The sequence below is a fragment of the Streptomyces sp. HSS9-12 genome, from assembly GCF_054963655.1.
The window spans coordinates 98,581-111,735 of sequence record NZ_JBUEGC010000010.1 but is presented as its reverse complement, the minus strand read 5'-3'; the positions used below and the strand labels follow the sequence as shown (position 1 = coordinate 111,735).

The 13,155-nt window shown below is 71.8% G+C and carries 13 protein-coding genes; 2 read left to right on the top strand and 11 right to left on the bottom strand.

Annotated elements, in window-relative coordinates:
* Nucleotides 1–28 precede the first annotated feature (28 nt).
* The 6 genes from ACY34J_RS07905 to ACY34J_RS07880 form a co-directional block, all read right to left on the bottom strand.
* The gene (locus tag ACY34J_RS07905) at nucleotides 29–682 is read right to left on the bottom strand and encodes a histidine phosphatase family protein (RefSeq protein WP_462725828.1); all 654 of its coding nucleotides are present in this window, start codon (nucleotides 680–682) and stop codon (nucleotides 29–31) included.
* A complete protein-coding gene (gene rsfS, locus ACY34J_RS07900; RefSeq protein ID WP_462725749.1) occupies nucleotides 679–1,116 on the bottom strand; it encodes a ribosome silencing factor in 438 nt (145 codons plus the stop codon). The genes ACY34J_RS07905 and rsfS overlap by 4 nt, the downstream gene beginning before the upstream one ends.
* A 308-nt stretch (nucleotides 1,117–1,424) precedes the next feature.
* On the bottom strand, nucleotides 1,425–3,164 hold the full coding sequence (locus tag ACY34J_RS07895; protein WP_462725750.1) for an LCP family protein: 1,740 nt from the start codon (nucleotides 3,162–3,164) through the stop codon (nucleotides 1,425–1,427).
* Between the two features lie 28 nt (nucleotides 3,165–3,192).
* On the bottom strand, nucleotides 3,193–3,816 hold the full coding sequence (gene nadD, locus ACY34J_RS07890; protein ID WP_462725751.1) for a nicotinate-nucleotide adenylyltransferase: 624 nt from the start codon (nucleotides 3,814–3,816) through the stop codon (nucleotides 3,193–3,195).
* 53 nt (nucleotides 3,817–3,869) lie between these two features.
* Nucleotides 3,870–4,034, bottom strand: coding sequence for a hypothetical protein (locus tag ACY34J_RS07885; protein ID WP_462725752.1), 165 nt, complete (start codon nucleotides 4,032–4,034; stop codon nucleotides 3,870–3,872).
* 151 nt (nucleotides 4,035–4,185) lie between these two features.
* Nucleotides 4,186–4,332: a hypothetical protein gene (locus ACY34J_RS07880; RefSeq protein ID WP_462725753.1), complete on the bottom strand. Its 147-nt coding sequence runs from the start codon at nucleotides 4,330–4,332 to the stop codon at nucleotides 4,186–4,188.
* Between the two features lie 82 nt (nucleotides 4,333–4,414).
* On the opposite strand from ACY34J_RS07880, the gene ACY34J_RS07875 reads away from it, so the two are divergent.
* Nucleotides 4,415–5,530: a M48 family metallopeptidase gene (locus ACY34J_RS07875; protein WP_462725754.1), complete on the top strand. Its 1,116-nt coding sequence runs from the start codon at nucleotides 4,415–4,417 to the stop codon at nucleotides 5,528–5,530.
* Here ACY34J_RS07875 and ACY34J_RS07870 read toward each other — a convergent pair.
* The 5 genes from ACY34J_RS07870 to proB all read right to left on the bottom strand — a co-directional run bounded on the left by ACY34J_RS07870 (nucleotide 5,481) and on the right by proB (nucleotide 10,723).
* Nucleotides 5,481–6,584 (bottom strand): SCO2583 family membrane protein, encoded by a 1,104-nt coding sequence (locus tag ACY34J_RS07870; protein ID WP_462725755.1) that lies wholly within the window; start codon nucleotides 6,582–6,584, stop codon nucleotides 5,481–5,483. The genes ACY34J_RS07875 and ACY34J_RS07870 overlap by 50 nt on opposite strands.
* A gap of 87 nt (nucleotides 6,585–6,671) precedes the next feature.
* Complete coding sequence (locus ACY34J_RS07865; protein ID WP_462725756.1) at nucleotides 6,672–7,268, bottom strand: SCO2584 family spore wall biosynthesis protein; 597 nt, start codon at nucleotides 7,266–7,268, stop codon at nucleotides 6,672–6,674.
* Between the two features lie 106 nt (nucleotides 7,269–7,374).
* Nucleotides 7,375–8,700: a glutamate-5-semialdehyde dehydrogenase gene (locus ACY34J_RS07860; RefSeq protein WP_462725757.1), complete on the bottom strand. Its 1,326-nt coding sequence runs from the start codon at nucleotides 8,698–8,700 to the stop codon at nucleotides 7,375–7,377.
* Nucleotides 8,701–8,798: 98 nt separating this feature from the next.
* Nucleotides 8,799–9,329, bottom strand: a complete 531-nt coding sequence (locus ACY34J_RS07855; RefSeq protein ID WP_462725758.1) for a hypothetical protein — start codon at nucleotides 9,327–9,329, stop codon at nucleotides 8,799–8,801.
* A gap of 248 nt (nucleotides 9,330–9,577) precedes the next feature.
* Nucleotides 9,578–10,723 carry a glutamate 5-kinase gene (proB, locus tag ACY34J_RS07850; RefSeq protein WP_462725759.1) on the bottom strand — a complete coding sequence of 382 codons (1,146 nt, stop codon included), beginning with the start codon at nucleotides 10,721–10,723 and terminating at the stop codon, nucleotides 9,578–9,580.
* 296 nt (nucleotides 10,724–11,019) lie between these two features.
* Here proB and ACY34J_RS07845 point away from each other — a divergent pair, with 296 nt between their 5' ends.
* Nucleotides 11,020–13,125 carry a hypothetical protein gene (locus ACY34J_RS07845; protein WP_462725760.1) on the top strand — a complete coding sequence of 702 codons (2,106 nt, stop codon included), beginning with the start codon at nucleotides 11,020–11,022 and terminating at the stop codon, nucleotides 13,123–13,125.
* Nucleotides 13,126–13,155 lie beyond the last annotated feature (30 nt).

Genomic DNA, 13,155 nt, shown 5'->3' with positions numbered 1-13,155 from the left:
GGCTGCCGCGGCACCAGCCGGCAGCCGCTCAGTCGTCGTCGCCGAGGACCGGCTCGGGCAGCGACCCCGCATTGTGCTCCAGCAGCCGCCAGCCGCGCGCGCCCTCGCCCAGCACCGACCAGCAGCAGTTGGACAGACCGCCCAGCGCCTCCCAGCTGTGTGCCTCCAGGCCCAGCAGCCGGCCGATGGTGGTACGGATCGTGCCGCCGTGGCTGACCACCACGAGCGTGCCGCCTTCCGGCAGCTTCTCGGCGGTGCGCTCGACGACCGGCGCCGCCCGGTCGGCGACCTCGGTCTCCAGCTCACCGCCGCCGCGCCGCACCGGCTCGCCGCGCTTCCAGGCGGCGTACTGGTCGCTGTACAGCTGGATGATCTCCTCGTGCGTCAGCCCCTGCCAGCTGCCCGCATACGTCTCGCGCAGGGCCGGGTCGTGCTCGACCTCCAGGCGCGTGACGGCCGCGAGCTCGGCGGCCGTGGCTGCCGCGCGCTTCAGATCCGAGGCGAGGATCGCGTCCGGCTTGAGCGTGGCCAGCATGCGCGCCGCCCGGCGCGCCTGGGCCAGCCCGGCCTCGGTCAGCTCGATGTCAGTCGACCCCTGGAACCTGCGCTCCAGGTTCCAGGACGTCTGGCCGTGCCGCCACAGGACTATGCGGCGGCCGCGGCCACCCTGGGTGCCGTTCAGGTGAGCTCACCGCCCTCGCCCTCGGCAGCACGCGCCTTGGCGTACTCCTCCCCCTTGCCGCGGGTGGCGACGGCATCGGCCGGGAGCGCCAGCTGCGGGCAGTCCTTCCACAACCGCTCCAGCGCGTAGAACACCCGCTCCTCGCTGTGCTGCACGTGCACCACGATGTCCACGTAGTCCAGGAGCACCCAGCGGGCCTCGCGGTCGCCTTCGCGGCGCACCGGCTTGGCGCCCAGTTCCTTGTGAAGCCGCTCCTCGATCTCGTCGACAATCGACTTGACCTGGCGGTCGCTGGGGGCCGAGGCCAGCAGGAAGGCGTCGGTGATCGACAGCACATCGCTGACGTCGTACGCGATGATGTCGTGCGCGAGCTTGTCGGCAGCCGCTTGGGCGGCGACGTTGATCAGCTCGCGAGAGCGGTCCGTGGCGGTCACAAGCGAAGCTTTCCGGTCGGTAGCAGGTACTCATCAAGGGTCTCACGACGCGCAGACCGGCCGGACCGGGTTTCCGCCCGGGCGGCGGCCGTCGCTCCCCGCCCTGCCCTGCTGCCAGCGGCTCTCCTGCCCTGCTGCCAGCAGCTCTGGGGTGCTCCGCGCCTCCGGTGCGGGGCCTTTCCCGCCCGCCTGCCCTTTCAAGGGTGGGTGGGAAAGGTCGGCGCTCAGCCGTGAGCAGGGCGGGGCCAGCGGACAGCGAGGTGCGCCGGGCCGTGCGGGGAGCTGGGGGCCGTGCGGGGCCTGGGGCGCTAGCGCGCCTGGTAGTCCTGGCCCAGGACGACCGTGACATCCGCGTTGGACGCCCCGCGGCCCTTCGTCACCGCGCTCGCCGGCAGCCCCAGCGTCTTCGCGATCTCCTTGGCCTGGTCCGCCTGCGCCGCGTCCGCGTACGTCACCCGGGATGCGGCCAGCGCGACGCTCGCCGTCCCGCCGTCGACGACGGTGTAGCCGCCGTTGACCAGGGCGACCCGGGCGGCCTGGGCGGCGTCCTTGCCGCCGCTGGCGTTCCGGATGCCGATGCGGGGGGCCGCGTCGGGTTTGGTGTTCTTGACCGTGCCGCCCAGCACGTTCTTCACCACACTGTTCCCGCCCCGCTCGCTGAGCGTCCCGTCGGTCTGCACCGGCAGCAGTGCCGTCTGGTACGAGCCGTTCTTCGCCTGCTCCGCGAGCTTCGCCAGGGAGGCACCGAGGTCATCCTCGGACAGCGAGGGGTCCGGGATCTGGCCGAGCGTCTTGACGGTCGTCGTGGCCGCCTGCTGGTCGTTCGACACCTTCCGCAGCACGGCCCGCATGACCTCGCCGAAGCGGAGCAGCTGCTTGTTCTGTGCCTCGCCGGGCCCGCGGTACGTCGCATAGCCGACCGCGGCCCGGCCGCCGAGCGTCTGGCCCTTGCCCGCCTTGACCAGCGGGTCGTCGCCCTTCCTGGCGCCCGGGACGGTGGTGTCGGTGTCCACGGTGATCCCGCCGACCAGCTCGACGAGGTTCTCCAGGTACGGGGTGTCGAGGCGCCAGCTGCCCTTGATCTCCGCACCGAGCAGGGTGCCGAGCGCCTCGCGGGTCGCCTCGGTGCCCTGCTGCTCGACCGACTTGCCGAGGGTGGTGACGGAGCCGTCGTCGGAGGTGAGGGCGAGGGAGTTGGGCAGCAGGACGGTGGTGCCCTTCTCGGTGGTCTCGTTGTCCACCAGCAGGGCGGTGGAGCTGCCACCGCCCTTGGTGTTCCGCAGATGGACGACGATCACGTCCCGGTGCTGCGCGGCACCGGCCGCCTGGGCGCCGGATCCGGTTATGGCGTCCATGCCGGGCAGCTTCCCCGCGAACCACAGGTAACCGACGCCGCCGGTCAGGGCGAGGACGAGCACCACAACGAGCCCGACGGTGCGGTTGCGGGTCTTCCGCTTGCGCTCGTCACGGCGCTCGGTGCGGGTCTCGGCGAACTTCAGCCAGTCGATGACGTCGTCGGCGCCGTCGTCCGGTTCCTCCACGAAGGCGAACTGCTCGGTGCGGTAGTCCGCGGCGCCCTCTGGCCCGCCCGGGCGACCAGGCGGGGGCGCCATCGGCCCCGCACCCGGCCCCGGCGTCGCCATGTGCTGCCGAGGAGGCTGCGGCCGGCCCTGAGGTGACTGCTGCTGCGGCGGAGGCGGCATCCGGGGCGGTGCAGGAGGCTGCTGCGGCGGAGGCGGCGGTGCCTGCGTCCGCCCGAATCCGTCGTACGACTGCTGCTGCGGGATCCACTGCTGCTCGTCGACCTGCTGCTGCGGCTGCTGGTACTGCTGCGGCCGGCCGTACGCGTCGTAGCCGTCCCGGGACTGCTGTGGGGGCTGGGCATACGGGTCGTACCCGTAGTCCTGCTGCGGATACTGCTGAGGCTGGGCGTACGGGTCGTAGTACTGCTGTTGATGCTGCTGCTGTTGCCGTTGCTGTGCGTACGGGTCCTGGCCGTCATCGGCCCCTCCCGCGGCATACCGCCGTCCGGAGTGTGCGTCTGTCACCAGTGCCCCTTCCGTTGCCGTGCCCGTTCTAATCCGCGTCCCGGTACAGCCCTCGCTTGTCGATGTAGCGCACCACCCCGTCCGGCACCAGATACCAGACCGGCTCCCCGGCCGCTACCCGCGCCCGGCAGTCCGTCGACGAGATGGCCAGCGCCGGAACCTCGACCAGCGAGACACCGCCGTCAGGCAGCCCCGGGTCGGAGAGCACATGCCCAGGCCGGGTGACGCCGATGAAGTGCGCCAGCGAGAACAGCTCCTCGGCATCACGCCAGCCCAGAATCTGGGAGAGGGCGTCGGCGCCGGTGATGAAGAAGAGCTCGGCCTCCGGGTTGAGGGCGTGCAGATCCCGCAGGGTGTCGATCGTGTACGTCTTGCCGCCGCGGTCGATGTCGATCCGGCTCACCGAGAACTGCGGGTTGGAGGCGGTCGCGATGACCGTCATCAGGTAGCGGTCCTCGGCCGGCGAGACCTTCCTGTGGGTCTTCTGCCACGGCTGGCCCGTCGGCACGAACACCACCTCGTCGAGGTGGAACAAGGACGCCACCTCGCTCGCGGCGACCAGGTGGCCATGGTGGATCGGGTCGAACGTCCCGCCCATCACGCCGAGGCGCCGCTTCGCCCGACCGGTCACAGGTCCTCCCTGCTCTCCCATGCGTGCAGAGCCTACTTGGCCGGTCCGGGAGCCCGTCGGCTACCGTCCCCGGCTCAGCGGTCCCGGTTGAAGCGGGTGGTGATCCACAGCAGGAGCAGCAGCGTGAACAGCGCGCCGCCACCGGTGAGGTAGGGGCTCAGGCTGGCGTGCTCACCACCGTGTTCGCCGCCCTCTGCGGCGAGGGTGACCAGGGCGTGGGCAGTGCTGGGGAGACTCATCGTCGGCAGACCTATCCAAGTCGTCGTCGGGCATGGTCGCTGAAGTCACAGGGGTCAGCGCCCTCATCGTATGCGGGGCCCGCACGCAACCTGACGCCGACTCCACGCGTCCTACCGGTCCTGAACCGGTCGTACGGGGTCCTACGGTGTCCTACCGGTCGTGACCGCCGTAGCCGCGCAGCAGGAACCAGGCGAGCAGCGCAACGCCGACGACGGAGACGACGATGACGACACGCAGCAGGACACCCGGGCCGCCTTGGGCCGCGACGGCCGCCAGCTGGGCAGTGAAGTCCGACATGTCTCCACCGTAACCGCGCCGACACCAGGGCCTAGGCTGGGGTCCGCAGGGCGCGTTTCAGCCGGGCCGACAAGGGGCTTTGATGACCGAGAACCGTCATGAGCACACACCGGGCCGCAGCCGCATCCGCTTCCCGGGGATCTCCTCGCGGGCGTACGAGCACCCCGCGGACCGCTCCGCGCTGGTCGCGCTGCGCAGGCTGAGCGGCTTCGACACCGTCTTCCGGACGCTCAGCGGCCTGCTGCCGGAGCGTTCCCTGCGGCTGCTGTACCTGTCCGACTCGGTACGTGTCGGCGACCAGCAGTTCGCGCATCTGTACACCATGCTGCGGGACGCCTGCTACATCCTGGACCTGGAGAAGGTCCCGCTGATGTACGTCACCCAGGACCCGCGTCCGCAGGCGATGTGCATCGGCCTGGACGAGCCGATCATCGTGGTGACCACGGGCCTGGTCGAGCTGCTCGACGAGGAGGAGATGCGGGCGGTCGTCGGCCACGAGGTCGGCCACGCGCTGTCCGGGCACTCCGTCTACCGCACGATCCTGCTGTTCCTCACGAATCTCGCCCTGAAGATCGCCTGGATCCCGCTCGGGAATGTCGCCGTGATGGCGATCGTGACGGCGCTGCGCGAGTGGTTCCGCAAGTCGGAGCTCTCGGCGGACCGGGCTGGGCTGCTGGTCGGCCAGGACCTGCAGGCGTCCATGCGCGGCCTGATGAAGCTCGCGGGCGGCCACCATCTGCACGAGATGAACGTGGACGCGTTTCTGGCGCAGGCGGAGGAGTACGAGGCGAGCGGAGACCTGCGCGACTCCGTACTGAAGGTCCTCAACATGCTGCCGCGCAGCCACCCCTTCACCACCGTCCGGTCGGCGGAGCTCAAGCGCTGGGCGGAGAGCCGCGACTACCAGCGGATCCTGGACGGCCACTACCCGCGGAGGCACGAGGACAAGGACACCTCGGTGCGGGACTCGATCAAGGAGTCCGCGAACCACTACACCGAGACGGTGCGGGGCAGCAAGGATCCCCTGATGGGGCTGGTGCGGGATCTGGCGGACGGCGCCAGCGACTTCGGTGAGAAGCTGCGTGAGCGCTTCACGGGCCGGCCCCCCAGCGGGCCGTCACGGCCCGGTGACGGGGCCGACGGCGGGTCTACGGGCCCGGACGGCTCAGCTGGACCGGAAGACTCGGCTGGGCGCTAGGAGCCAGCACTCCGCACAGCGAGGCGGTCGGGCGCCCGGGCCGGTAGGGGTCGGTCCCGGCCGGTCCGTCGGCCTTGGCGGTCTCGCCGGCCAGCAGCGGCCGCAGATGGCTGGAGCTGTCGGAGGCACAGGTCTGCGGGCCGGCCTGCTGATACGTCTGGACGACTTGGAGCTGGTGCTGGCGCAGGTCCTGACGGTCGAAGCGGAAGCGGACCTCGCGGCGCACCATGTACAGCGAGGCGCGGTGGTCCTGGCTGTGCAGCGCGTCCGCGCGGCGCAGCGCGTAGACGAAGGTGTGGTCCGCGGTGACCTCCAGCTGGTCCTGGGCGACCTCGGAGACGGCCAGGGTTCCGTTCACCCGGACCTTGGGGTCGGCGAGGGCCACCTGGGCCGGATCGAAGCGGACCATCCAGCCGGTGGTGGCGTGCCGGCCGTCGTCGGCGGGGCGCTCCACACTGCGGTCGAACTGGGTGAGCTGTCCGGGATCGAGCAGTATGCGGACGGACCGTACGGCCCCGCCGGTGAGCACCCCGGGATCGAGTGAGGAGCGGACGACGTAGTCCTTGGAGGCGTCCAGCGCGGCCAGCACCTGGCTGTCGGAGAAGTGCTGGGTGGAGCGGGCGGCGGGGAGAGTGACGCCTTCGCCGCCGATCCGGTACTCGGCGGCGGGACTGTGATCGAAGAGGTCGGCGGACTGGGCGCCGGGCACGGGAGCGCGCGGCGCCAACGGTATGAGGGTCATCCGCAGCGGCTCGGGGCTCGGGGCGACGGGCTGCTGGTAGGGGTGGCGCACCCCCATGTAGATGGCCGTGGCGAAGGCCACAGCTATCAGGATGACCAGGACGATCGCCTGGCGGGAGCCGCCGGTGCGGGACCATGGCCGACGGTTGCGGACCGCGGGAGCGTGATCGCCGAGCCGTTCCTGGGCGGAGAATTCCTGGAGCCGGGCAGCCCGGACGAACGACTCGTCGAAGACGACGGAACGGTATTCGTCGTCCCCACCTCCCGGGGCGCCCTCGGGTGTCCCCTCAGGTGGGTCTCCAGGCCCCTTCATACCATCAGGGTAGGTCGTAAGGCGGCCCGGTAAACGCGCTGCTACACGACAACTTCTGACGAGCAATCATCGTCAGGGCAGGCTCGGTCAGCGTGACGAGGCCGCGGCGGAGGCGGTGGGCGCCGCCGCGTCGGCGGATGCCGTGGGCAGGGACCCGGGCGCCCCCGGCTGACCCACCGGGGGAACGTCGACACCGCTGGTCGCGGGGGGTGGCTCGGGGCTGGGGCGGCTGCTGGACGCACCGCGATAGACGGCCGCGAAGGCGAGGGCGACCATGCCGATGCCCATGGCCACGGCGAGCACCCAGGCGACCGGGCGGTGCCAGCGGGCGGGGCTGCGGTACGGGCCGAGCGCGCCGCCGTAGCGCCCGTAGGGGCCATAGCCGTCGGCGTCCGGGCTGTACTCGTCGTCGAGGTCCGCCTCGCCGTCGGGGTCGTAGCCGTCGTCGTAGAGCTCGTCCTCCGGCGGTATGCCACGAGCGCGGGCGCGGGCCGCCTCGGCTTCCGCGCGCGCCTGGGCGGCGGCATGGAGGCGCTCGACCGCGGTGGGCTCATGGATCTGTGCGGACCGTACGAAGTCCTCGTCGAACACCACGGTCGCGAACTCTTCGTCCGCTGCCCCGTGGCTGTGGCTGTCGGGCTCGTCGCCGTCCGGGAACGGCCTGCCCCCCACGTCGTCCGGCACCCGTCCAGGGTACGGCCGGACCCGGGGTTTGGGCAGGGAGAGCGAGAAATCCGCCCGCCCGCCTTCATCACCAGGTGGACGGGCGGAAAAGCAGGTGTGCCCGCGGTCAGCAGGCGCGCTGCTTGCCGTCCCGTACGTGGCCGTCGCCGGTGACCACGTACTTGGTCGACGTCAGCTCCGGCAGGCCCATCGGGCCGCGGGCGTGCAGCTTCTGGGTCGAGATACCGATCTCGGCGCCGAAGCCGAACTGGCCGCCGTCCGTGAAGCGTGTGGAGGCGTTGACGGCGACGGTGGTGGAGTCCACCAACTGGGTGAACCGGCGAGCGGCCGCCTGGGAGGTGGTGACGATCGCCTCGGTGTGGCCGGAGGACCACAGCCGGATGTGCGCGACGGCGGCGTCCAGGGAGTCGACCACGGCGGCCGCGATGTCGTACGACAGGTACTCGGTCTCCCAGTCCTCCACGGTGGCGGGAACGACCGTCGCCTTGGTGCCGGCCTTCTCGGCGAGGGCCTGCACGCGCTCGTCGGCGTGGACGGTCACCCCGGCCTCGGCCAGCGCGTCCAGGGCGCGCGGCAGGAACTCGTCGGCGATGTCCTGGTGGACCAGGAGGGTCTCGGCGGCGTTGCAGACGCTGGGGCGCTGAGCCTTGGAGTTGATCAGGATGTCGATGGCCATGTCGAGATCGGCCTGGGCGTCGATGTAGACATGGCAGTTGCCGGTGCCGGTCTCGATGACCGGAACCGTGGACTCCTCGACGACCGTGCGGATGAGAGAGGCACCGCCGCGCGGAATGAGCACGTCCACCATGCCGCGGGCGCGCATCAGCTCACGGACGGAGTCGCGGCTCTCGCCCGGGACGAGCTGCACGGCGTCGGCGGGCAGCCCGGCGCCGCCGACGGCATCGCGCAGCACCCGCACCAGCGCGGTGTTCGAGGCGTACGCGGAGGAGGAGCCGCGCAGCAGGACCGCGTTGCCGGACTTCAGGCAGAGGGCCGCTGCGTCGACGGTGACATTGGGCCGGGCCTCGTAGATGATCCCGACCACACCGAGCGGCACCCGGACCTGGCGCAGGTCGATGCCGTTGGGCAGCGTGGATCCGCGCACGACCTCACCCACCGGGTCGGGCAAGCCGACCACGTCGCGCACATCGGAGGCGATGGCCCGGACCCGCTCGGGGGTGAGGGTGAGCCGGTCGATGATCGCCTCGCTGGTGCCGGCGGCGCGGGCGCGCTCGACGTCCTCGGCGTTGGCCTCGACGATCTCCTTGGTACGCACCTCAAGGGCGTCGGCGATCGCCAGCAGGGCGTCGTCCTTGACCGAACGCGGCAGCGGTGCGAGGTCGGCGGCCGCGGCGCGGGCCCGGTAGGCGGCCGCGATGACCGGGGACTTCGGCGTGGGATCGGCCAAGGGCGAGGGGAAGACGCTGCTCATGCCCAAAGAGTACTGAGCCTCCGGCCCGGTCCCGGCGATTATCCCGCTCTTCGAGACGACCACCGGCCCGCGGGGGCCTGCGCGGCCCCCGCGGGCGGTCAGTACGGGTGGACGCCCACCGGGGAGGCAGGGGGCGGGCCGTAGCCCGCCGCGACGCGCTGGTGGTAGGTCTCGCGGTCGATGACCTCCAGGCCCACGATCTCCCACGGCGGCAGCTTGGCCGTCGACCGGTGCTCGCCCCACAGCCGGAGTGCCACGGCGGCCGCGTCGTGCAGGTCCCGCGCCTCCTCCCAGTAGCGGATCTCGGCGTGGTCGTTCGCGTAGCGGCTGGTCAGCAGAAAGGGATGGTCGTGAGCGAGCTTCTCCAGCGCCCGCCTGACGTCCTTCAGCGGAGCCTCGGCCCCCGAGACGCTGAGCGTGACATGCCAGAGCCGGGAGGCCTCGCGCTCCTCGCCGGAAGGCCCCTGCTCCCAGCGGGTGCCGGGGCCGGCGCCATCCCGGCCGGTTCCGACGCTGGTCAGTACCCGCTTCTCCTCCGCTGCCCCTCGGGCGTGAGTGGGGCCACTGCGCGCGGTTGCGGTGCCCCCGCCCCGGGGCGATGCCCCCGGGCTTCCTCGCCCTCGTACCACCGGTGGCCTCCTGACATGCGTTGCGCTCCACTCGCCCGCGGGCGGAGCTCACTGGTGCGGTCGTCCCGGTCCGCCGACCCGCTGCGGCGTCCCTGCATCAAAGTTGACCAGCCCGCGCAGGCCCTTCGGGCGGTTTTCCGCAAGGTCTCCATGGAAAGGCTGGACTTTCCGCCGATCCGCGCAGTACACGCCCCCCTTCGCCGGCGGCGTCCGGCCCGGCCAGGGGACCCGGCGCCCCGCGGGCGCCCTCAGTGCCCCAGCACCACCAGGTCGTCCGCGTGCACGACCTCGCGCTCGTACTCGGGTCCCAGCTCGCGCGCCAGTTCCCGGGTGGAGCGGCCGAGCAGGAGCGGGATCTCCTTGGCGTCGAAGTTGACCAGTCCGCGGGCGACGGCGCGCCCCTCGGTGTCGCGCAGCTCCACCGGGTCGCCGGCGGAGAACTCGCCCTCGACCCCCGCGATCCCGGCGGGCAGCAGGGACCTACGCCGGTGGACCACCGCCCGTACGGCGCCGTCGTCGAGGGTGAGCGCCCCGCGCGGTGTGGAGGCGTGGGCGAGCCACAGCAGCCGGTCGGCGGAGCGGCGGCCGGTGCGGTGGAAGTACGTGCCGGTGGTGCGGCCCGCGAGCGCGTCGGCGGCGTGTACGGCCGAGGTGAGCACCACCGGGATCCCCGCCGCCGCGGCGATCCGGGCGGCCTCGACCTTGGTGACCATGCCGCCGGTGCCCACGCCCGCGCTGCCCGCGCTGCCGATGGAGACGCCTTCGAGGTCCTGCGGGCCGACGACCTCCTCGATGCGGGAGGTGCCGGGGACGCTGGGGTCGCCGTCGTACAGGCCGTCGACGTCCGAGAGCAGCACGAGCAGGTCCGCCCGTACGAGATGGGCCACGATCGCGGCGAGCCGGTCGTTGTCGCCGAAGCGGATCTCGTCGGTGGCGACCGTGTCGTTCTCGTTGACGATCGGGAAGGCGCCCATGGCCAGCAGCTGGTCCAGGGTGCGGCAGGCGTTGCGGTAGTGGGCGCGGCGGCTGGTGTCGTCGGAGGTGAGCAGCACCTGGCCGACCCGGACGCCGTAGCGGGCGAAGGAGGCGGTGTAGCGGGCCACCAGCAGCCCCTGGCCAATGCTGGCCGCGGCCTGCTGCCGGGCCAGGTCCCGGGGCCGCCGGCGCAGCCCCAGCGGGGCGAGGCCGGCCGCGATGGCGCCGGAGGAGACCAGCACGATCTCCTTCTCGCCGCCGCTGCGGGCCTTGGCCAGCACATCGACGAGCGCGTCGACGCGGTCGGCGTCGAGGCCCCCGGCCGCGGTCGTCAACGAGGACGAGCCGACCTTCACCACGACCCTGCGGGCGGTAGCGACCCCGTCCCGTCCCCCTGCTGCGCCTGCTTCCCCTGACACCTGCGTCCCCACTGGTCACCGATCGATCGAGCTCTCCGCCTGGCAATCTACGGCAGCAGCGTGTCCGGGCGCCGATCTGTTTCGATCGGCGGACGGCACGCGACGCCTCGCCGTTCGCTCCTTTTGTGCTATTTAAAGGTGATCGGTGCTGCCCAAGATTGTCATTGGGCAGCACACGTCATACGGTCAGTGGTCGACCTGCGCCGCCATCGTCTGCCGCGGTTCCGGCGCGGGCCCGGCCGCCCCACACGGCCGCCTCCCCCATCCGACGCCTCCCCCCGCCAGGAGCCCAGCCCGTGCCATCTGCCGGACTCGCCCCCCGCCGCATCGTGCAGCTGTCCGCGCTGCTCGCGATGTTCGCGGCCTTCACGGCCCAACTTGCGGGTGCCTTGCTGCCCAACGTACCGATCTTCGTCGCCGCCTCCGCGGCGGGCCTCGCGCTGGATCTGTATCTCACGCACAAGCAGCCCGGCCTGCTCTCGCTGCTGAGCAAGATCCGCTTCGATGTCACGGTACGGCAGCTGCTGCGCGACATGCTGATCCTGGTCGGGCTCCTGCGGATAGACGGCATCAACCCGCTGGCCGAGCAGTCACCGCTGACCATCGCGCTGCTCGCCCTCTACGCGGTGCACTTCCTCTGCCAGGCGGTCGCCGTGCTGGTGCGACGCAACCGCTCCGTACCGGTCGTCACCCGCAACATCGACACCTCCACGCTGCGGCTCACGCCCGCTCCGCCGCGCCTCCTGGCCCGCCGCCCCGGCCACCGGCTGCTGACCTTCTCCGTACCGGCCACGGCCGGCCTGCTGCTCACCGCCCTCACCCGCGATGCGCGCTGGGGCGGCACCGGGCTCGCCGTGGCGCTGACCCTGGCCGTCTGCGGCACCGCCTACCTGGGCTCCTGGCTGCTCCCGCGCAAGCGGACCACGAACGAGCGGAAGGTGCTCGAGTGGCTGGACGCCTGGCTGGCCGAGTACCAGCCGACCGTCGGCATGTACTTCTCCGGCGGCACCACGTCCGCGTACCAGGCCAACATGTGGCTGTCGACGCTCGCCGCCCTGGACGGCAAGCCGATCATCGTGCTCCGTGAGCGCTTCATGGTGCAGAAGATCGAGGCGACGGACGTGCCGATCGTGTGCATCCCGAAGGTCGCCCATCTGATGCACCTGGAGCACTCGACGCTCAAGGTGCTGCTGCACCCGGCGAACTCCGGCAAGACCTCGCAGGTGCTGCGCATCCCGTCGATCAAGCACGCGTTCATCAACCACGGCGAGAGCGACAAGCTCTCCAGCTGCAACCCGTACGCGAAGGCGTACGACGAGGTGTGGGTCGCCGGTCCGGCCGCGCGCGAGCGCTACCAGCTCGCCGACATCGGCGTCGAGGACAAGGACGTCGTCGAGGTGGGCCGCCCGCAGCTCGCCCCGATCCGGCCGTACGGCGGGGCACCGTCCAAGGACGGCTTCACCACGGTCCTGTACGCCCCCACCTGGGAGGGCTGGACCAACGACCCGGGCAACACCTCGGTCATCCTGGCGGGCGAGAACATCGTCCGCCAACTGCTCGCCGACCCCAAGGTCCGCCTGCTCTACAAGCCGCACCCGATGACCGGCTCGGTCGACCCGCGCGCCGGCCGCGCCAACGAGCGCATCAAGGCGATGATCGCCGAGGCCAACGCCAAGCGCAGCGGTGACCGACCGGACGCCGAGGCCGCCGCCGAGCTGGCACGCCGCACCGCCGAGCTGGACCGGCTCACCCGCGCCGCCTTCCGCCCGGGAGCGGACGAGATCGAGCGGATGATGCTGCAGAGCGCGCCGGACAAGGACCGCGCCGCGGCCGTGGCCAAGGCGACGGCGGCGTGGGAGGCCGCGTACTGGGCCTCCTTCCCGGAGTGGGAGCACCAGATCATCACCGCCGCCCGCCCGGGCATCTACAGCTGCTTCAACCAGGCGGACCTGCTGATCAGCGATGTGTCGAGCGTCGTCTCCGACTACCTGACCAGCGAGAAGCCGTACGCGGTGGCGAACACCAGCGGGATGAGCGAGAAGGACTTCCGCGCCGGCTACCCGACCGTGCGCGCCGCGACGATCCTCGAGCCCAAGGCGAAGGGCATCCCGGCGCTCCTGGAGGCGGTACGCAACCCGGAGAAGGACACCCTGGCCACTGCCCGCGCCGAGCTGAAGGAGCACCTGCTGGGCCCGTCGGACCCGCCGTCACTGGTGCGCTTCAACGGGGCGGTGCTCGCCCTGTGCGCCAAGGCGGACGAGCGTCGCGAGCGGATGGCCTCCCGCCTGGCCTCGGAGCTTCCCGTGCAGCGCGAGGGGATGGACGCCGCGGAGGCCGAGATGTCCGAGGAGGAGCGGGAGCTGGAGCCGGACGGCGCGGCGGAGGACGCGGTCAACGCGTAGCGCGCTCCGCCCGGGTGCAGACGTACGACA